At 66.4% G+C, this 16,905-nt stretch carries 28 protein-coding genes and 1 pseudogene; 15 read left to right on the plus strand and 14 right to left on the minus strand.

Annotated elements, in window-relative coordinates:
* From rpsH to FHU13_RS20115, 15 genes are all read left to right on the plus strand, one after another.
* Window positions 1–396: a 30S ribosomal protein S8 gene (gene rpsH, locus FHU13_RS20045; protein WP_108940104.1), complete on the plus strand. Its 396-nt coding sequence runs from the start codon at window positions 1–3 to the stop codon at window positions 394–396.
* A 16-nt stretch (window positions 397–412) separates the two neighbouring features.
* Window positions 413–946 carry a 50S ribosomal protein L6 gene (gene rplF / locus FHU13_RS20050; RefSeq protein WP_183437609.1) on the plus strand — a complete coding sequence of 178 codons (534 nt, stop codon included), beginning with the start codon at window positions 413–415 and terminating at the stop codon, window positions 944–946.
* A gap of 11 nt (window positions 947–957) precedes the next feature.
* On the plus strand, window positions 958–1,320 hold the full coding sequence (rplR, locus tag FHU13_RS20055; RefSeq protein ID WP_017485522.1) for a 50S ribosomal protein L18: 363 nt from the start codon (window positions 958–960) through the stop codon (window positions 1,318–1,320).
* A 91-nt stretch (window positions 1,321–1,411) separates the two neighbouring features.
* Window positions 1,412–1,990, plus strand: coding sequence for a 30S ribosomal protein S5 (gene rpsE, locus FHU13_RS20060; protein WP_183437610.1), 579 nt, complete (start codon window positions 1,412–1,414; stop codon window positions 1,988–1,990).
* An 11-nt stretch (window positions 1,991–2,001) separates the two neighbouring features.
* Window positions 2,002–2,196 carry a 50S ribosomal protein L30 gene (gene rpmD / locus FHU13_RS20065; RefSeq protein ID WP_183437611.1) on the plus strand — a complete coding sequence of 65 codons (195 nt, stop codon included), beginning with the start codon at window positions 2,002–2,004 and terminating at the stop codon, window positions 2,194–2,196.
* A 13-nt stretch (window positions 2,197–2,209) separates the two neighbouring features.
* Window positions 2,210–2,719 (plus strand): 50S ribosomal protein L15, encoded by a 510-nt coding sequence (gene rplO, locus FHU13_RS20070; RefSeq protein ID WP_183437612.1) that lies wholly within the window; start codon window positions 2,210–2,212, stop codon window positions 2,717–2,719.
* 114 nt (window positions 2,720–2,833) lie between these two features.
* The gene (secY, locus tag FHU13_RS20075) at window positions 2,834–4,177 is read left to right on the plus strand and encodes a preprotein translocase subunit SecY (RefSeq protein WP_183437613.1); all 1,344 of its coding nucleotides are present in this window, start codon (window positions 2,834–2,836) and stop codon (window positions 4,175–4,177) included.
* Window positions 4,178–4,335: 158 nt separating this feature from the next.
* The gene (locus FHU13_RS20080; RefSeq protein ID WP_183437614.1) at window positions 4,336–4,938 is read left to right on the plus strand and encodes an adenylate kinase; all 603 of its coding nucleotides are present in this window, start codon (window positions 4,336–4,338) and stop codon (window positions 4,936–4,938) included.
* Window positions 4,939–5,251: 313 nt separating this feature from the next.
* Window positions 5,252–5,620, plus strand: a complete 369-nt coding sequence (gene rpsM, locus FHU13_RS20085; protein WP_012454040.1) for a 30S ribosomal protein S13 — start codon at window positions 5,252–5,254, stop codon at window positions 5,618–5,620.
* A 170-nt stretch (window positions 5,621–5,790) separates the two neighbouring features.
* On the plus strand, window positions 5,791–6,180 hold the full coding sequence (gene rpsK, locus FHU13_RS20090; RefSeq protein WP_183437615.1) for a 30S ribosomal protein S11: 390 nt from the start codon (window positions 5,791–5,793) through the stop codon (window positions 6,178–6,180).
* Between the two features lie 37 nt (window positions 6,181–6,217).
* Window positions 6,218–7,099 (plus strand): MBL fold metallo-hydrolase, encoded by an 882-nt coding sequence (locus FHU13_RS20095; RefSeq protein WP_183437616.1) that lies wholly within the window; start codon window positions 6,218–6,220, stop codon window positions 7,097–7,099.
* A 96-nt stretch (window positions 7,100–7,195) separates the two neighbouring features.
* Window positions 7,196–8,215 carry a DNA-directed RNA polymerase subunit alpha gene (locus tag FHU13_RS20100; RefSeq protein WP_017485517.1) on the plus strand — a complete coding sequence of 340 codons (1,020 nt, stop codon included), beginning with the start codon at window positions 7,196–7,198 and terminating at the stop codon, window positions 8,213–8,215.
* Between the two features lie 228 nt (window positions 8,216–8,443).
* On the plus strand, window positions 8,444–8,860 hold the full coding sequence (rplQ, locus tag FHU13_RS20105; protein ID WP_183437617.1) for a 50S ribosomal protein L17: 417 nt from the start codon (window positions 8,444–8,446) through the stop codon (window positions 8,858–8,860).
* A 292-nt stretch (window positions 8,861–9,152) separates the two neighbouring features.
* Entirely contained in the window at window positions 9,153–9,617 is a 465-nt protein-coding gene (locus tag FHU13_RS20110) for a MarR family winged helix-turn-helix transcriptional regulator (RefSeq protein ID WP_183437618.1), read from the plus strand.
* Window positions 9,618–9,859: 242 nt separating this feature from the next.
* Window positions 9,860–10,318 carry an NUDIX hydrolase gene (locus FHU13_RS20115; RefSeq protein WP_183437619.1) on the plus strand — a complete coding sequence of 153 codons (459 nt, stop codon included), beginning with the start codon at window positions 9,860–9,862 and terminating at the stop codon, window positions 10,316–10,318.
* A gap of 145 nt (window positions 10,319–10,463) precedes the next feature.
* Here the strand turns inward: FHU13_RS20115 and FHU13_RS20120 are convergent, their stop codons facing one another.
* The 14 genes and pseudogenes from FHU13_RS20120 to FHU13_RS20180 form a co-directional block, all read right to left on the minus strand.
* Window positions 10,464–10,934 (minus strand): AAA family ATPase, encoded by a 471-nt coding sequence (locus FHU13_RS20120; RefSeq protein WP_246714758.1) that lies wholly within the window; start codon window positions 10,932–10,934, stop codon window positions 10,464–10,466.
* 4 nt (window positions 10,935–10,938) lie between these two features.
* Complete coding sequence (locus FHU13_RS27900) at window positions 10,939–11,151, minus strand: hypothetical protein (protein ID WP_246714759.1); 213 nt, start codon at window positions 11,149–11,151, stop codon at window positions 10,939–10,941.
* A 324-nt stretch (window positions 11,152–11,475) separates the two neighbouring features.
* The gene (gene rpsQ / locus FHU13_RS20125; RefSeq protein WP_183437620.1) at window positions 11,476–11,742 is read right to left on the minus strand and encodes a 30S ribosomal protein S17; all 267 of its coding nucleotides are present in this window, start codon (window positions 11,740–11,742) and stop codon (window positions 11,476–11,478) included.
* An 11-nt stretch (window positions 11,743–11,753) separates the two neighbouring features.
* Window positions 11,754–11,969 carry a 50S ribosomal protein L29 gene (gene rpmC, locus FHU13_RS20130; protein ID WP_003597107.1) on the minus strand — a complete coding sequence of 72 codons (216 nt, stop codon included), beginning with the start codon at window positions 11,967–11,969 and terminating at the stop codon, window positions 11,754–11,756.
* 12 nt (window positions 11,970–11,981) lie between these two features.
* Window positions 11,982–12,395, minus strand: coding sequence for a 50S ribosomal protein L16 (rplP, locus tag FHU13_RS20135; RefSeq protein WP_017485512.1), 414 nt, complete (start codon window positions 12,393–12,395; stop codon window positions 11,982–11,984).
* Window positions 12,396–12,428: 33 nt separating this feature from the next.
* The gene (rpsC, locus tag FHU13_RS20140) at window positions 12,429–13,175 is read right to left on the minus strand and encodes a 30S ribosomal protein S3 (RefSeq protein ID WP_003597102.1); all 747 of its coding nucleotides are present in this window, start codon (window positions 13,173–13,175) and stop codon (window positions 12,429–12,431) included.
* Between the two features lie 10 nt (window positions 13,176–13,185).
* Window positions 13,186–13,569: a 50S ribosomal protein L22 gene (rplV, locus tag FHU13_RS20145; protein WP_009865531.1), complete on the minus strand. Its 384-nt coding sequence runs from the start codon at window positions 13,567–13,569 to the stop codon at window positions 13,186–13,188.
* Window position 13,570: 1 nt separating this feature from the next.
* Complete coding sequence (gene rpsS / locus FHU13_RS20150) at window positions 13,571–13,849, minus strand: 30S ribosomal protein S19 (protein WP_003597098.1); 279 nt, start codon at window positions 13,847–13,849, stop codon at window positions 13,571–13,573.
* A 5-nt stretch (window positions 13,850–13,854) separates the two neighbouring features.
* The gene (gene rplB / locus FHU13_RS20155; RefSeq protein ID WP_183437621.1) at window positions 13,855–14,691 is read right to left on the minus strand and encodes a 50S ribosomal protein L2; all 837 of its coding nucleotides are present in this window, start codon (window positions 14,689–14,691) and stop codon (window positions 13,855–13,857) included.
* Between the two features lie 25 nt (window positions 14,692–14,716).
* A complete protein-coding gene (locus FHU13_RS20160) occupies window positions 14,717–15,013 on the minus strand; it encodes a 50S ribosomal protein L23 (protein ID WP_183437622.1) in 297 nt (98 codons plus the stop codon).
* Window positions 15,010–15,630, minus strand: a complete 621-nt coding sequence (gene rplD, locus FHU13_RS20165; RefSeq protein ID WP_183437623.1) for a 50S ribosomal protein L4 — start codon at window positions 15,628–15,630, stop codon at window positions 15,010–15,012. The genes FHU13_RS20160 and rplD overlap by 4 nt, the downstream gene beginning before the upstream one ends.
* Window positions 15,630–16,370: a 50S ribosomal protein L3 gene (rplC, locus tag FHU13_RS20170; protein WP_183437624.1), complete on the minus strand. Its 741-nt coding sequence runs from the start codon at window positions 16,368–16,370 to the stop codon at window positions 15,630–15,632. The genes rplD and rplC overlap by 1 nt, the downstream gene beginning before the upstream one ends.
* A gap of 50 nt (window positions 16,371–16,420) precedes the next feature.
* On the minus strand, window positions 16,421–16,729 hold the full coding sequence (gene rpsJ, locus FHU13_RS20175; protein ID WP_003597088.1) for a 30S ribosomal protein S10: 309 nt from the start codon (window positions 16,727–16,729) through the stop codon (window positions 16,421–16,423).
* Window positions 16,730–16,808: 79 nt separating this feature from the next.
* Window positions 16,809–16,905, minus strand: a pseudogene (locus FHU13_RS20180) (elongation factor Tu); the annotation flags it as partial.

Genomic DNA, 16,905 nt, shown 5'->3' on the forward strand with positions numbered 1-16,905 from the left:
ATGGTGAACGATCCCGTGGGTGACATGCTCACCCGCATCCGCAACGGCCAGAGCCGTCGCCGCAACGTCGTCCAGACCCCCGGCTCGCGTCTGCGCGCCTCGGTTCTCGACGTGCTGAAGTCCGAGGGCTACATCCGCGACTACGCCGTGGCGGATCTCGGCAACGGCCGCACCGAGTTCCAGATCGAACTCAAGTACTACGATGGTCGCCCGGTCATCCGGGAGATCAAGCGCGTTTCGAAGCCCGGTCGCCGCGTCTACTCGTCGGTTGGCGAGCTGCCGCGCGTCGCCGACGGTCTCGGCGTTACCATCATCTCGACCCCGCAGGGCGTCATGGCCGATCACGAGGCGCGCGAGCGCAACGTCGGCGGTGAAGTGCTCTGCAAGGTGTTCTGATCCGGAGGACAGCGACATGTCTCGCGTAGGCAAGAAGCCCGTCCCCGTCCCGTCCGGCGTCACCGCCACGGTTACGGGTCAGACGGTGAAGATGAAGGGCTCGAAGGGCGAACTCCAGTTCGTCGTCCCGCCCCAGGTCATCGTGGAGTTCAAGGACGGCGCCGTCTCGGTGCAGCCCAAGGACCAGACGAAGCAGGCCCGCTCTCTGTGGGGCACCTCGCGCGCCCAGGTGGCGAACCTCGTCGAGGGCGTCTCGAAGGGCTTCGAGAAGAAGCTGGAGATCACCGGCGTCGGCTATCGCGCCGCGATGGCCGGCAAGGCGCTCAAGCTCTCGCTCGGCTACAGCCACGACATCGAGTACGAAATCCCGGCCGGCATCACGATCGTGACGCCCAAGCCCACGGAGATCGTGGTGTCGGGCATCGACCGGCAGCGCGTCGGTCAGGTCGCGGCGGAGATTCGCGAGTACCGCGGTCCCGAGCCCTATAAGGGCAAGGGCGTCAAGTACGCTGGCGAATTCATCTTCCGCAAGGAAGGCAAGAAGAAGTAAGGGGGGCGATCATGTCGAACAAGAACGAAGCCCTCCTGCGCCGCAAGGCGCGGGTCCGTCGGGCCCTCAAAGCCACCGCCAACGGCCGTCCGCGGCTGTCGGTGTTCCGCTCATCCAAGCAGATCTACGTCCAGGTTATCGACGACGCCGCGGGCCGCACGCTCGCTGCCGCGTCCAGCCTCGACAAGGATCTCAAGGCCAGCCTCAAGACCGGCGCCGACAAGGCGGCGGCCGAGGCGGTCGGCAAGCTCGTCGCCGAGCGTGCCAAGGCTGCGGGCGTCACCAAGGTCGTCTTCGATCGCTCGGGCTACATCTTCCACGGCCGCGTCAAGGCTCTCGCCGACGCCGCACGTGAGGGTGGCCTGGACTTCTAAGACGCGTTCCCCCCTCCCCCTCGTGGGGAGGGCGGCACATCGAGCGAGCGGGTCTTTCCGATCCGCGTCAGTGAGATAACAGGAAAAGAATATGGCACGTGAACGCGAGGGTCGTCGCCGCGACGACCGCGAGGAGCGCGACAGCGAGTTCGTGGACAAGCTCGTCCACATCAACCGCGTCGCCAAGGTGGTGAAGGGTGGCCGTCGCTTCGGCTTCGCGGCGCTCGTCGTCGTCGGTGACCAGAAGGGCCGCGTCGGCTTCGGCCACGGCAAGGCCCGTGAGGTGCCGGAGGCGATCCGCAAGGCGACCGAGGCCGCCAAGCGCGGCCTGATCCGGGTCTCGCTCCGCGAGGGCCGTACCCTGCACCACGACGTCAACGGCCGCCACGGCGCCGGCAAGGTGATCCTCCGTGCGGCCCCGCAGGGCACCGGCATCATCGCCGGCGGTCCGATGCGCGCCGTGTTCGAGACGCTCGGCATGCAGGACGTCGTCGCTAAGTCGCTCGGCTCGTCCAACCCCTACAACCTCGTGCGCGCCACCTTCGACGCGCTCAAGAACGAGGACAGCCCGCGCTCGGTCGCGGCCCGTCGCGGTCTCAAGGTGTCGGCCCTCCAGGCCCGTCGCCGCGATGCCGACCCGGCCGACAGCTCCGAAGCGGCTGTCGCGTAAGGGAGGGCAGCATGGCAACCAAGACTGTCCGCATCGAGCAGATCGGCTCGCCGATCCGCCGTGAGGCCTCCCAGCGCGCGACGCTGATCGGCCTCAAGCTGAACAAGCTGCACCGCGTCGCCGAACTGGAGGACACTCCCTCGGTCCGCGGCATGATCCGCAAGGTCGCGCACCTCGTGCGCGTCCTCGATGACGCCGCGGCGTGAGGAGGGCTCCACCATGAAGCTCAACGAGATCCGCGACAACGAAGGCGCGACCAAGAACCGGATGCGCGTCGGCCGGGGCATCGGCTCCGGTAAAGGCAAGACCGGTGGCCGCGGCGTGAAGGGTCAGAAGGCCCGGACCGGCGTGTCCATCAAGGGCTTCGAGGGCGGCCAGATGCCGCTGCATCGTCGCCTGCCGAAGCGTGGCTTCAACAACATCCATGCCCACGACCTGAACGAGGTGAACCTCGGTCGCGTCCAGGCGGCGGTGGATGCCGGCAAGCTCGACGCCAATGCCCCCGTGACGGTCGATGCGCTGGTGAAGGCCGGCATCATCGCCCGGGCCCGCGACGGCGTGAAGCTGCTCGGCGTCGGCGAGCTGACCTCGAAGCTCAGCTTCGAGGTGACCCGCGCCTCCAAGTCGGCTGTCGAGGCCGTCGAGAAGGCCGGCGGTTCGGTGACCACGACCTTCGCCGCCGGCGTCGCCCATCGCGGCGCGGCTGAAGGCGCGGTTGCGTCCGCCTGACACCACGATTAAGTCGAACGCCGAAGCGGCGGCCCGTGCTCGCACGCGGCCGCCGCTTTCGCTTTCAGGGACCGCTCGAGACGCGTCCCGACGGCATTTTCCGGGATCAATGACATGGCCTCAGCCGCCGAGCAGCTCGCCGCCAACCTGAATTTCGGCGCCATCGCCAAGGCCGACGAGCTCAAGAAGCGCATCTGGTTCACCCTGGGCGCGCTCATCGTCTTTCGGCTCGGCACCTACATCCCGATCCCCGGCATCGATCCCGAGCAGTTCGCGCGGAACTTCCAGAACCAGGCCGGCGGCGTGCTCGGCATGTTCAACATGTTCTCCGGCGGTGCCGTCGAGCGCATGGCGGTCTTCGCGCTCAACATCATGCCTTACATCTCGGCCTCGATCATCGTTCAGCTCCTGACCTCGGTCGTGCCGAGCCTCGAGGCGCTGAAGAAGGAGGGCGAGTCGGGCCGCAAGGTCATCAACCAGTACACCCGCTACCTCACGGTGGTGCTGGCGCTGGTCCAGTCCTGGGGAATCGCCTTCGGCCTGCAGGGCTCGAACGCGGTCATCAATCCGGGCCCGTTCTTCGTCCTCTCGACCGTGGTGACGCTGACCGGCGGCACGCTGTTCCTGATGTGGATCGGCGAGCAGATCACCTCGCGCGGCATCGGCAACGGTTCCTCGCTCATCATCTTCGCGGGCATCGTCGCCCATCTGCCGGCGTCGATCTTCGGAGCGCTGGAACTGACCCGCACCGGCGCGCTCTCGCCTGCTATCCTACTCGGAGCCGGCATCGCGGCGATCGCGCTGATCTACTTCATCGTGTTCATGGAGCGCGCCCAGCGCCGGCTCCTGATCAACTACCCGAAGCGCCAAGTCGGCAACCGGATGTACGAGGGGCAGTCCTCGTTCCTGCCGCTCAAGCTCAACACGTCGGGCGTGATCCCGCCGATCTTCGCCTCCTCGCTGCTGCTGCTGCCGACCACCGTCGCGAGCTTCTCGGCCAGCCAAGGCTCGACCGGCATCCTGGGCACCCTGACGGCCTATCTCGGCCACGGTCGGCCGCTCTACATGGTGGCCTATGCCGGCCTGATCATCTTCTTCACGTTCTTCTACACGGCGATCGTCTTCAACCCGCAGGAAACCGCGGACAACCTGAAGAAGCAGGGTGGCTTCATCCCCGGCATCCGCCCCGGCGAGCGCACCGCCGCCTTCATCGACAAGGTGCTGACCCGCATCACGGTGATCGGCGCGGCCTACCTGACCTTCGTGTGCCTCGTGCCGGAGATCGTGGCCTCCTATACCTCGGCCGCTCTCGGCTTCGGCGGCACCTCTCTCCTGATCGTGGTCTCGGTCACCATGGACACGGTGGCGCAGATCCACGGGCACCTGATGGCGCACCAGTACGAGGGCCTCGTGAAGAAGGCGAAGCTGCGCGGTGCCTCCACCACTCGCCGCCGCTGAGAAGGCCGACAACAGGGCAGCCTTCGACAAAGGTTCGGTGGACGCGCGAGCCGGAATTGCGCATCACAGCGGTGTGACGACGGCGCGGCCTGTAGAAGGCAGGCGCGCCGCCCATGAAGAACGAGCCCGGCGCCGGGCCTTGAGGACGGGGAGACGCTATGCGGATCATTCTGCTCGGACCGCCGGGAGCGGGGAAGGGCACGCAGTCCGAGCGTATCGTGGAGCGCTACCGCGTTCCGCAGCTTTCGACGGGCGACATGCTGCGCGCGGCGGTGGCCGCCAGGACGCCGGTGGGACTGGAGGCGAAGTCGATCATGGAGAGCGGCGGCCTCGTGCCGGACGCGGTCGTGGTCGGGATCGTCGCCGACCGCATCGAGGAGGCGGACGCCAAGAACGGCTTCATCCTCGACGGCTTCCCGCGGACGGTTGAGCAGGCCAAGGCTCTCGATGCCATGCTGGCGGAGAAGGGCATCGCTCTCGACGCGGTGGTGGAATTCGTCGTGGACGAAAACGCCCTGGTCGGCCGCATCGCCAAGCGTGCTGAGGAGACCGCCGCCCGCGGACAACCGGTGCGCAAGGACGACACGCCGGAAGTCTTCAAGACGCGCCTCGACGCCTACAGGAAGCAGACGGCGCCGCTCTCGGACCACTACGCCGGAACCGGCCTGTTGCGGAAGATCGACGGCATGAAGCCGATCGATGACGTCACGGCAGAGGTGACCCGCCTGCTCGACGGTTTCCGCGAAACGGCCGCCTCCTGAGGCCACCGACGAGCGACGATCTTGAAGCCCGCCGCCGTTTCGACGGGGCGGGCTTTCTCATGTCTTCCCGTGCATGGCTGGTCGGCCGGCGGCCCCGAAGTGCATTCCGGTTTGCAAAGCGTTGACAAGTCAGCGGCCCCGCGCTAGGCGGACCCCCTTCGTCCAAACGGGATGTGGTTCGAGGCACCTCTGAGAGGCTGCTTGCGGACCGATTTGTCGTTTCGGGCGGGCGTGCAGGGGCCGGCCTCCACCGGACGCGCGCTTATCCTTGTGTGATGGCAGGCCGAGCGGCCCGCCACATGGAGAGATCATCTTGGCCCGTATCGCAGGCGTCAACATCCCGACCGCCAAGCGCGTCGTCATCGCGCTCCAGTACATCCACGGCATCGGCCCGAAGAAGGCCGAGGAGATCACCGAGAAGGTCGGCATCCCGGCCGAGCGCCGGGTGAACCAGCTCACCGACGCCGAGGTGCTCCAGATCCGCGAGACCATCGACCGTGATTACCTCGTCGAGGGCGATCTGCGGCGTGAAGTCTCGATGAACATCAAGCGCCTGATGGATCTCGGCTGCTACCGCGGCCTGCGTCACCGCAAGCAGCTCCCCGTCCGCGGCCAGCGTACCCACACCAACGCCCGTACCCGCAAGGGCAAGGCGAAGCCGATCGCCGGCAAGAAGAAGTAATATCTGGCATCGGAAGGCCGTGCTTGGCTCGGCCTTCTCTCCGTCGCGTCGGCTGTCACTCGGCGTCGTCGGTTGATCGGGACGGTGCTGCACGGCAGCCGCGCCCAGGTGACAAAAGAATCCCGAGCGCCTGGTGTTACGGGCGTGATTGAAGGACCAGCGAGAAAAAGATGGCCAAGGAACCGACCCGCGTCCGCCGCCGCGAACGCAAGAACATCGTCTCTGGCGTGGCGCACGTGAATGCCTCGTTCAACAACACGATGATCACCATCACCGACGCGCAGGGCAACACGATCTCTTGGTCGTCTGCCGGCGCGATGGGCTTCAAGGGCTCGCGCAAGTCGACCCCGTACGCAGCCCAGGTCGCCGCCGAGGATGCTGGCCGCAAGGCTTCCGAGCACGGCATGCGCACCCTCGAGGTCGAGGTCTCCGGTCCCGGTTCGGGCCGCGAGTCGGCGCTGCGCGCGCTCCAGGCCGCTGGTTTCACCGTGACCTCGATCCGCGACGTCACCTCGATCCCGCACAACGGCTGCCGCCCGCGCAAGCGCCGCCGCGTCTGATCGGACGACACCGGAGCCCCCTCGGACGGAGAAGCCCATGGCGGACGGATCGAAGCCCCTTCCCGGCGCGCTGCGTTGGAACCTCGGCGACCTCACGGTCACCGCGCTCAACGACGGCTGGTTTCAGGGCTCCCTCGATCTCGTCACGGGTATCTCCAAGGAGGAGGCCGGCGCGCTCCAGCGTGCGGGCTTCCGTTCCCAGGCTCCGGTCGTCACGCTCAACGCCTTCCTCGTCACCGGCGCCGGCCGCAAGCCGGTGCTGATCGATTCGGGCTACGGCCATCTCGGCCCCGCCACGATGGGCCGGGTGCCGGCCGCGCTCGCTCTCGCCGGCGTGAAGCCGGAGGAGATCGAGACCGTGCTCCTCACCCACCTCCATCCCGACCATGCGGGCGGGCTCATCAAGGAGGATGGAACCGCGGCCTATCCGAACGCGGAGCTCGTGATGCACACGACGGAAGCTGCGCACTGGCTTCCCGACGAGGCGCTGTCGCGGGCGCCGGACGAGGCGAAGCCGTATTTCGAGAACGCCCGCAAGGCTGTCTCACCCTATGCCGCCCGGCTGCGCAAGCATGAGGGCGGCGAGCTGGTCCCTGGCATCACCGCCGTGCCATTGCCCGGCCATACGCCGGGGCATTGCGGCATGCGGATTGTATCGGGGGACAAGTCCCTGCTGATGTGGACGGACGTGGTGCATATGCCGGCGATCCAGTTCAAGCAGCCGGAAGCGGGTGTCGCCTTCGACGTCGACGGAGATCAGGCCTGCGCCACTCGCAAGCGCGTGCTCGACGAGGTGGCGATCGAGAAGACCTTCATCGCCGGCTCGCATCTCGAGTTCCCGGCGTTCGGATATGTGGCTCGCGACCGTGAGGGCTACAGCTTCGTCCCCGCCCTCTGGGTGGCGGGCGAGCAGCAGTGATTTTTGGGACCGGTCCGGATGCTCTCAGAGCATTTGAGGACCGGCCGAAGCGCCTTCCGGGACGCCGGCGGCGCAGGTTTGGCAAGAGGTAGGACCGTGGTCATTCAGAAGAACTGGCAAGAGCTCATCAAGCCGAACAAGCTGCAGGTCTCCGCCGGCGACGATCCCAAGCGGGTCGCCACCGTCGTGGCCGAGCCGCTGGAGCGCGGCTTCGGCACGACCCTCGGCAACTCCCTGCGCCGCGTGCTGCTCTCCTCGCTTCAGGGCGCCGCGGTCACCTCGGTGCAGATCGACGGCGTGCTGCACGAGTTCTCGTCGATCCCCGGCGTGCGTGAGGACGTGACCGACATCGTCCTCAACATCAAGACCATCGCCATTCGCTCGCAGACCGACCAGCCCAAGCGCATGACCCTGCGCAAGACGGGCCCCGGCCTCGTCACCGCGGGTGATATCGGCGCCGTCGGCGACATCCAGATCCTGAATCCCGACCTCGTGATCTGCACCCTGGACGACGGGGCCGAGATCCGCATGGAATTCACCGTCGCCACTGGCAAGGGCTACGTCCCGGCCGACCGCAACCGCCCCGAGGACGCGCCGATCGGCCTGATCCCGGTCGATGCGCTCTACTCGCCGGTGACCAAGGTCAGCTACCGCGTCGAGACCACCCGTGAGGGCCAGGATCTCGACAAGGACAAGCTGACCATGACGGTCGAGACCAACGGTGCCGTCTCGCCGGAAGATGCGCTGGCCTATGCCGCCCGCATCATCCAGGATCAGCTCCAGGTCTTCGTGAACTTCGAGGAGCCCCGCAAGGAAGAGGCCGCGCCGCTCGCGCCGCAGCTCCCCTTCAACCCGGCGCTGCTCAAGAAGGTGGACGAGCTGGAGCTGTCGGTCCGTTCGGCGAACTGCCTGAAGAACGACAACATCGTCTATATCGGCGACCTCATTCAGAAGTCGGAGGGCGAGATGCTGCGCACGCCGAACTTCGGCCGCAAGTCGCTCAACGAGATCAAGGAAGTGCTCGCCGGCATGGGCCTGCACCTCGGCATGGACGTTCCCGGCTGGCCGCCGGAGAACATCGAGGATCTCGCCAAGCGCTTCGAAGAGCACTACTGAGCGGGCGAGGTCTGCCCCGGGTCGAACTTGGCGGCGCGGCACGGCGTCGCTTGCTTGGCCGATCCGATCCAGCGCGAAATGCGTCGGCTCGACCTCCCGCCCCAGCGAAGCCGGGGCGGGCACTTCTACAAAAATCCCGCCGCGGGGTTATGCGGATTCTTGAAAACAGCCTTAGGGCACTCGGCCGTACCGTGGCACGGCGGCCGTGACTGAGAAGGACCAGCCACCATGCGTCACGCCTATCGCGGTCGCCGCTTTAACCGTACCGCCGAGCATCGGAAGGCGATGTTCACCAACATGTCCGCCGCGCTGATCAAGCACGAGCAGATCGTCACGACTCTTCCGAAGGCCAAGGATCTGCGTCCGGTCGTCGAGAAGCTGATCTCGCTTGGCCGCACCGACAGCATCCATGCTCGCCGCCTCGCCATGGCGCAGATCCGTGACGCCGACATGGTCAAGAAGCTCTTCACGGTGCTCGGGCCGCGCTACCAGTCGCGTCCGGGCGGCTACTGCCGCATCATGAAGGCGGGCTTCCGCTACGGCGACAACGCTCCCATGGCCGTCATCGAGTTCGTGGACCGCGACGTCGATGCCCGCGGCAAGGATTCCGGCCCGACCGCGGTCGAGACTGGCGACGCCGCCTGAGCTCGTCTCCTGCCGCGATGCGCGGCAGATCCGGTGACAATGCGACACGTGCGAAAGGCGGCCTCAGGGCCGCCTTTTTGCGTGTTCGCCCAAGAGAGGTAAGAACGAGAGTCCGAACCGGCGGTGGAGAAAACACCGGGACGCGGGCACTGGGACAATTGTGCATATGCCTTGCCGGCTTGCATCCGTTATCGTCGGGAAGCGCGGCAGGGTTGAAGATCACTGGCAGGTAGGCGCCCCTTTTCCTGGTGTGGCCGGCCGGAAGGCGTTGTCGAACGGCAGGATGTGAACCGTGAATGCTCCCAATGAGAGCGCAGAGGTGCTGAGGGATCCGCTGCTGCTCGACAACCAGCTCTGCTACGCGCTCTACGCTGCGGCTCACCGGATGACGAAGTCGTACCGGCCGATGCTCGAACGGATGGGGCTGACTTACCCGCAATATCTCGTCCTGCTCGTGCTCTGGGAGAACGACGGCATTACCGTCTCCGAGATCGGCCGACGCTTGCGCCTGGATTCCGGCACACTCACGCCCGTCCTCAAGCGGCTTGAAACGAGCAGGCTGCTGAATCGCAGCCGCCGTCAGTCCGACGAGCGGGAGGTGGAGATTGCTTTGACCGATCAGGGCCGGGCGCTCCGCTCGGAGGCAATCGCCGTCCGCCAATCCGTCATGTGCCAGCTGAACATGTCGGAGCCGGAGATCCAGGCCATGCGGGCCGATCTGAACGCACTCATCGAGAACCTGTCGACCGCGAGTTGATCGCCGGAGACCGCGCGCGTCGAGTCCCTTTGCCGGTTAAATTTCGATTGAGTTACAGCCCCTGCTTCCGGTAGTGACCCTTGTCGCTCAGAGCTGAAAGGCGACGGCAGCTTCGATCGCAGCGACGTGCCTCCCCGTCATCAATCCTTCAAGGAAGTTTGGCCTTGTCTTGGCCCGATCGGGACAGGCCCGGAGGCAAACGCTGAGCGCGAACTGCGCCGGCCGCAGGGCGTTTCAGAAGTATGACGGCCGGCCCGATCGAGAGCAGCCGCGAAGCGCGGCCCCAGGTCGGCGTGTTGCCGATGCGCCGGACGCCTGAGGGCGGAACGGAAGTGCTGCTCGTCACCTCCCGCGAGACGCGGCGCTGGATCATCCCGAAGGGCTGGCCGATGAAGGGGCGCAAGCCGTTCGAGGCGGCCGCCCGCGAGGCCTACGAGGAGGCCGGCATTGTCGGCCGCGTCGGCAAGCGCCCGATTGGTTTCTATCTCTACGAGAAGCGCCTGAAAAACCGCGATGCGGTGCTCTGCCAGGTGACGGTATTCCCGCTCGAGGTGCGCAAGCAGCTCAAGAAGTTCCCCGAGCGAGGACAGCGCGAGGCGCGCTGGCTCTCACCCTCCGAGGCCGCCGAGATGGTGATCGAGGCGGGCCTCGCTGGCCTGATCCGCGCGGCAGGCAACCGCGATCCGAAGAAGAAGCGCTGAGGGTGGGACGGCGCTCATCCTCGCGGCTGCGTCAGGGTGGCTGCGGGCCCGTTCGGCGGGTCGGATGTGGGGTTTCCCGCGGCCTGTGCGAGCCGGCGTCTCTCACGCCCCGTCCGGCATTCGGGATGAGGCTTCAGAGATCGCATCACAGCCGTCCGAGGGCGACGCCTGCTTGCCTACGCGACCGGGCGCGAGGCCGACGATCCGGCGGCCGATGCGGTTGCGGCTGCCGACCGCTTCGCCGAGGACAGCTTCGACCGTCGCGGTCGTGATCCGGTTGTCCGAGCCCGCGGCAACGGCGGCTTGTGCGAGGCGGCGGACCATCTCCTTGATGAAGGCCGCGCTCGCTCCCTCCGATCGGGACGATGGCCTCGATCGCTCCTTCCTCGAAAGCCAGGGCCTGTCCGTAGAGGGTGGCGAGCCGACCGCGGCAGGTGGCGTCCGGGTTCGTGATCTCGATCGCTTCGTCCACGCGACCGGGGCGTGAGACCAGCGCCTCCTCGATCTCTTCAGGACGATCGGTGGTGAGAATGAACAGCACGTCGGCGTCGTCGTGCAGGCCGTCCGTCTCGTTGAGCAGACGGTTGAGCAGCACCTCGGTATTGGGGCTGTTCATGCCCTCACGGAAGCGGCCGACCAATCGACATCCTCGGCACGACGATACTGGGCTGGAGCGTGCGGGCAAGCAGCATGTAGCGGCCGAGCATTGTGACCTGCTCGGCTGTGATCAGGACCGTCGTGCGCTCGGGACGGTTCGAGGCAATGTAGCGGATGACGTGGGTCTTGCCGGTGCAGGGCCCTTCACGGACTTGTCGGCCGAGAGGCGAAAACATCCACCCTCACGATCGATGTCCTCTCCGTGCTCGCGTGGCGAGGCGAAAGCAATCCAGGTTTCCGCATGCTCGGGAGAGGTCGCGCCCTGGATCACTTCGGCTTCGCCTCGCGATGACGGCGACGTGCGGAACTAAGGCGATCAAACGGAAAACCTGTCACCCGATACCCTCGGGCGCCGGGCACCTCCACGACCTACTCTGGAGAATGCAGGCTGATGGACAGCGGTGCTCTTTCCACGGACCGGTCTGCGAACGGAAAAACGAAAACGGGCGCGAAAGCCTCAGCTCTCGCGCCCGCGTCGAAATTGGATCCTGCCGGATCGATCAGGCCGCCGTGCCGGCAGCCTCGGCCGCCGCCGCCTGATCCTCGACCAGCTTCCAGGTCTTGGTCTTGGAGTAGGGACGGGATTCCTCGATGAACACCGTCTGGCCGACCTTGGCCACGTTGGCCTCGTCGTGCGCATGGTAGTTCTTCGAGCGGCGAACCGTCTTCTTCATCACCGGGTGGGTGAAGCGACGCTCCACCTTCACGACAATGGTCTTATCGGTCTTGTCGCTGACGACGACGCCTTGAAGGACGCGCTTGGGCATGTGGAATCTCCTCAGGCCTTGGCCGCGTCCAGCGTCTTCTGACGCTGCAGCGTGCGGACACGGGCGATGTCGCGGCGGACCTCACGGACCCGGGCGACGTTCTCGAGTTGGCCCGTCGCGCCCTGGAAGCGCAGGTTGAACTGCTCCTTCTTCAGGCTGATGAGCTCGTCGGAAAGCTGATCCGCCGACAGAGCGCGCAGATCAGACAGTCTCTGGTCGGACTTCATGATCTCTTCCTATCAATCAGCGATGCGCTGGATGACGCGGGTGCGCACCGGCAGCTTCGCGGCTCCAAGGCGCAGGGCCTCGCGGGCGATGTCCTCGGCAACGCCATCGACCTCGAACATGATGCGGCCCGGATGAACACGGGCCGCCCAGTATTCGGGGGCACCCTTACCGGAGCCCATGCGGACCTCGGTGGGCTTGGCGGTGACGGGTAGATCCGGGAACACCCGGATCCACACCCGGCCCTGACGCTTCATCTCGCGGGTGATCGCGCGGCGGGCCGCCTCGATCTGCCGCGCGGTGATGCGCTCGGGCTCCAGGCACTTGAGGCCGAACTGGCCGAAGTTCAGCTCGAAGCCGCCCTTGGCCGCGCCATGGATGCGACCCTTGAACTGCTTACGGAATTTGGTCTTCTTGGGTTGCAGCATGGCAGCCTCTCAAGATCTCTACGCGATCGAGCGTCAGGCGTGCGACGGCTCGCGGCGGCCGCGGCCACCCCGGTCGTCACCGTCACGCTCGCGGCGCCCGCCGGAACGGCCACCCTCTTCCTGGGCCTTCTTGTCCTGCGCCATCGGGTCGTGCTCGAGGATCTCGCCCTTGAACACCCAAACCTTGATGCCGCACGTCCCGTAGGTCGTGAAGGCGGTGGCGGTACCGTAATCGACGTCCGCGCGCAGCGTGTGCAGCGGAACGCGGCCCTCACGGTACCACTCGGTGCGGGCGATCTCCGCACCGCCGAGACGGCCGGCGCAGTTGATGCGAATGCCCTCGGCGCCGAGACGCATGGCCGACTGAACGGCCCGCTTCATGGCGCGACGGAACGCGACACGGCGCTCGAGCTGCTGCGCGATCGACTCGGCGACGAGCGTCGCGTCGATCTCGGGCTTACGCACCTCGACGATGTTGATCGTCACATCGGCTTTGGTCATCGTGCCGACGAGCTTGCGCAGCTTCTCGATGTCCGCGCCCTTCTTGCCGATCACCACGCCCGGACGGCCCGAGTGGATGGTGACGCGGCACTTCCGGTGCGGGCGCTCGATGACGATCTTCGAGACGGCGGCCTGCTTGAGCTGCTTCATGAGGGCGGCGCGGATGGCCACATCCTCGTGCATCAGCTTGGCGTACTCGCCCTTCTCGGCGAACCAGCGGGAATCCCAGGTCCGGTTGATGCCGAGACGCAGGCCGATCGGATTGATCTTCTGACCCATGGTGGTCTCCTCAGGCCGCTTCAGCGCGCACTTCGCGAACCACGATCGTGAGGTTCGAGAAGGGCTTCAGGATGCGCGCGCCGCGACCGCGGGCACGGGCGTGGAAGCGCTTGAGAACGAGCGCCTTGCCGACGAAGGCCTGGGACACGACGAGATCGTCCACGTCGAGGTCGTGGTTGTTCTCGGCGTTGGCGATCGCGCTCTCCAGGCACTTCTTCACATCGCGAGCGATGCGCTTGCGGGAGAACTCGAGGTCGGCAAGGGCCGTATCGACCTTCTTGCCGCGGATCAGCGCCGCCACGAGGTTGAGCTTCTGGGGCGACACGCGGAGCATCCGCGCGACGGCCTTCGCTTCGTTCTCGGGGAGCGCGCGGGGGGTGGCAGGCTTGCCCATCTCAGCGCCTCTTCGCCTTCTTGTCGGCCGCGTGACCGGGGAAGGTGCGGGTCGGCGAGAACTCGCCGAACTTGTGACCGACCATCTCCTCGGTAACGTAGACCGGGATATGCTTGTGTCCGTTGTGCACACCGAAGGTGATGCCGACGAACTGCGGGAGGATCGTGGAGCGGCGGCTCCAGATCTTGACGACCTCGTTGCGGCTTCCGCCGCGGGCGGCGTCGGCCTTCTTGAGGAGGTAGCCGTCGACGAACGGCCCTTTCCAGAGGGAACGTGCCATGGCTGTTACTTCTTGCGGTTATGGCGGCTGGACAGGATGAAGGTGTCGGTCCGCTTGTTGGACCGGGTCTTCTTCCCCTTGGTCGGCACGCCCCACGGCGTCACCGGGTTCCGGCCGCCCGAGGTGCGACCCTCGCCACCGCCGTGCGGGTGATCGACCGGGTTCATGGCGACACCGCGGTTGTGCGGGCGCTTGCCGAGCCAGCGGTTGCGGCCGGCCTTACCCAGCGAGATGTTCATGTGGTCCGGGTTCGACACCGCACCGACGCTCGCGAAGCACTGGCCGTGCACGAGGCGCTGCTCGCCCGAGTTCAGGCGCAGCGTCACGTAGCCCTGGTCGCGTCCGACGATCTGAGCGTAGTTGCCGGCGGAGCGGGCGATCGCGCCGCCCTTGCCGATCTTCAGCTCGACGTTGTGGACGATGGTGCCCACGGGCATGGAGCCGATCGGGGCGGCATTGCCCGGCTTCACGTCAACGCTCTCACCCGCGACCACCTTGTCGCCCGGCGACAGGCGCTGGGGGGCGAGGATGTAGCTCTGCTTCCCATCGGGGAAGGTGATGAGAGCGATGAAGGCGGTGCGGTTGGGATCGTACTCGATCCGCTCCACCGTCGCGGGAACGTTGAGGTTCTCGCGACGCTTGAAGTCGACGTTGCGCAGGACCCGCTTGTGGCCACCGCCGCGGAAGCGGACGGTGATGCGGCCCAGGTTGTTGCGTCCGCCCGAGGAGCTCTTGCCCTCGGTCAGCGCCTTTACCGGCTTGCCCTTGTAGAGCTCACGGCGGTCGACGAGCACGAGCTGGCGCAGGCTCGGCGTGACCGGTTTGAATGTCTTCAAGGCCATCGGCTTGATCCTAACGCTTCAAGTCTCAGAGGCCGGTCGTGACGTCGATCGAATCACCCTCGGCGAGGGTCACGATCGCCTTCTTCACGTCCGAACGCTGCCCGCGCTGCCCGCGGAAGAACTTCTTCTTGCCCTTGGTCGTGAGCGTGTTCACGCCCGTGACCTTGACGTCGAACAGACGCTCGACCGCTTCCTTGATCTGCGGCTTGGTAGCCTTCGGGGCAACCCGGAAGACAACCTTGTTCTGCTCGGTGAGATTGGTCGCCTTCTCCGTGATGACGGGGGAGACGATCACATCGTAGTGGCGCGGATCGGCACTCATTTGAAACGCTCCTCCAGCGCGTCGACGGCGGCGCGCGTCAGCACGAGCGTGTCGCGGCGCAGGATGTCGTAGACGTTGACACCCTGCACGGGCAGCACGTCGATCTTCGGGATGGCGCGGGCGGCGCGACCGAAGTTCTCGTCGACTTCCGAGCCGCCGATGATCAGTGCGCTCGACAGGCCGAGCTTCTCGAAGCGCTCGATCATCGCCTTGGTCTTGTGGCTATCGACCTTGATATCGTCCACGACGATCAGGGTCGAGGTCTTGGCCTTCGACGACAGGGCGTGCTTGAGGGCGAGCGCACGGACCTTCTTGGGCAGGTCGTGGCCGTGGTCGCGCACCACCGGACCGAAGGCCCGGCCGCCGCCGCGGAACTGCGGAGCGGACGCGGCGCCGTGGCGGGCGTTACCGGTGCCCTTCTGCTTGTACAGCTTCTTCGAGGTGCGATCGACATCCGAGCGGTTCTTGACCGCGTGGGTGCCGGCGCGCCGCTTGGCGAGCTGGTAGCGCACCATGCGCTGCAGGATGTCGGCGCGCGGCTCAAGGCCGAAGATCGCCTCGTTGAGCTCGACCGAGCCGGCGGAGCCGCCGTCGAGCGTGGTGATATCGAGTTTCATCACGCGTTCTCCTCGGACGCCGGAGCCTCGGGGGCCGCGTCGACCTGGGACCCGCCGGCGGAACCGTTCTCACGGAACTTGCCCGGCAGCGGCACATCGGCCGGCAGCTTGCGCTTCACCGAATCGCGAACCTGGATCCAGCCGCCGGCAACGCCGGGTACGGCGCCTTCGACGAGGATCAGGCCGCGCTCCGGATCGGTGCGGACGACCTTGAGGTTCTGCGTGGTGACGCGCTCGACGCCAAGGTGGCCCGGCATCTTCTTGTTCTTGAAGGTCTTGCCCGGATCCTGGCGGCCACCGGTCGAACCGATCGAGCGGTGCGAGATCGACACGCCGTGGGTGGCGCGCAGACCGCCGAAGTTCCAGCGCTTCATACCGCCGGCGAAGCCCTTACCCGTGCTGGTGCCCGTCACGTCGACGAACTGGCCCGGGATGAAGTGGTCCGCGGTGATCTCGGCACCGACCGGAATCAGCGCGTCCTGCGACACGCGGAACTCGGCGAGCTTCTTCTTGGGCTCGACCTTGGCGACCGCGAAGCGACCGCGCTCGGCCGCCGACACGTTCTTCACCTTGGCCTTGCCGACGCCGACCTGAAGAGCGACGTAGCCGTCCTTCTCGGTCGTGCGGTGTGCCACAACCTGGCACTGATCGATTTGAAGCACGGTGACGGGCACATGCTCGCCTGCGTCCGTGAAGACGCGGGTCATGCCGACCTTCCGTGCGATGACACCTGAGCGCATAGGTCTCTCCCTCGCGCGATGAAACGGTAAGCTCTAAATCCAGCGCGGACTTAGAGCTTGATCTCCACGTCCACGCCAGCGGCGAGGTCGAGCTTCATCAGCGCGTCCACGGTCTGCGGCGTCGGGTCGACGATATCGAGCACCCGCTTGTGCGTGCGCATCTCGAATTGTTCGCGTGACTTCTTGTCGATGTGCGGCGAGCGATTCACCGTGAACTTCTCGATATGCGTCGGCAGCGGGATCGGGCCCCGGATCTGCGCGCCGGTGCGGCGCGCGGTCGAGACGATCTCCTTGGTGGACGCATCGAGGATGCGGTGATCGAACGCCTTGAGGCGAATGCGGATGTTCTGACCGTTCATGACCTGACCTCGGCGGAAACGTTGAGGAGCGGGCGCGAGGGCCCGCCCCTCTTACGTCCCCTGTCGATGATGCTTGCGGTTAGTCGTTGATGGCGGCGACGACGCCGGCGCCGACGGTGCGGCCGCCCTCGCGGATGGCGAAGCGCAGCTTCTCTTCCATGGCCACCGGCACGATC

The organism is Methylobacterium sp. R2-1 (assembly GCF_014191355.1).
In the GTDB taxonomy this organism is placed as follows: domain Bacteria; phylum Pseudomonadota; class Alphaproteobacteria; order Rhizobiales; family Beijerinckiaceae; genus Methylobacterium.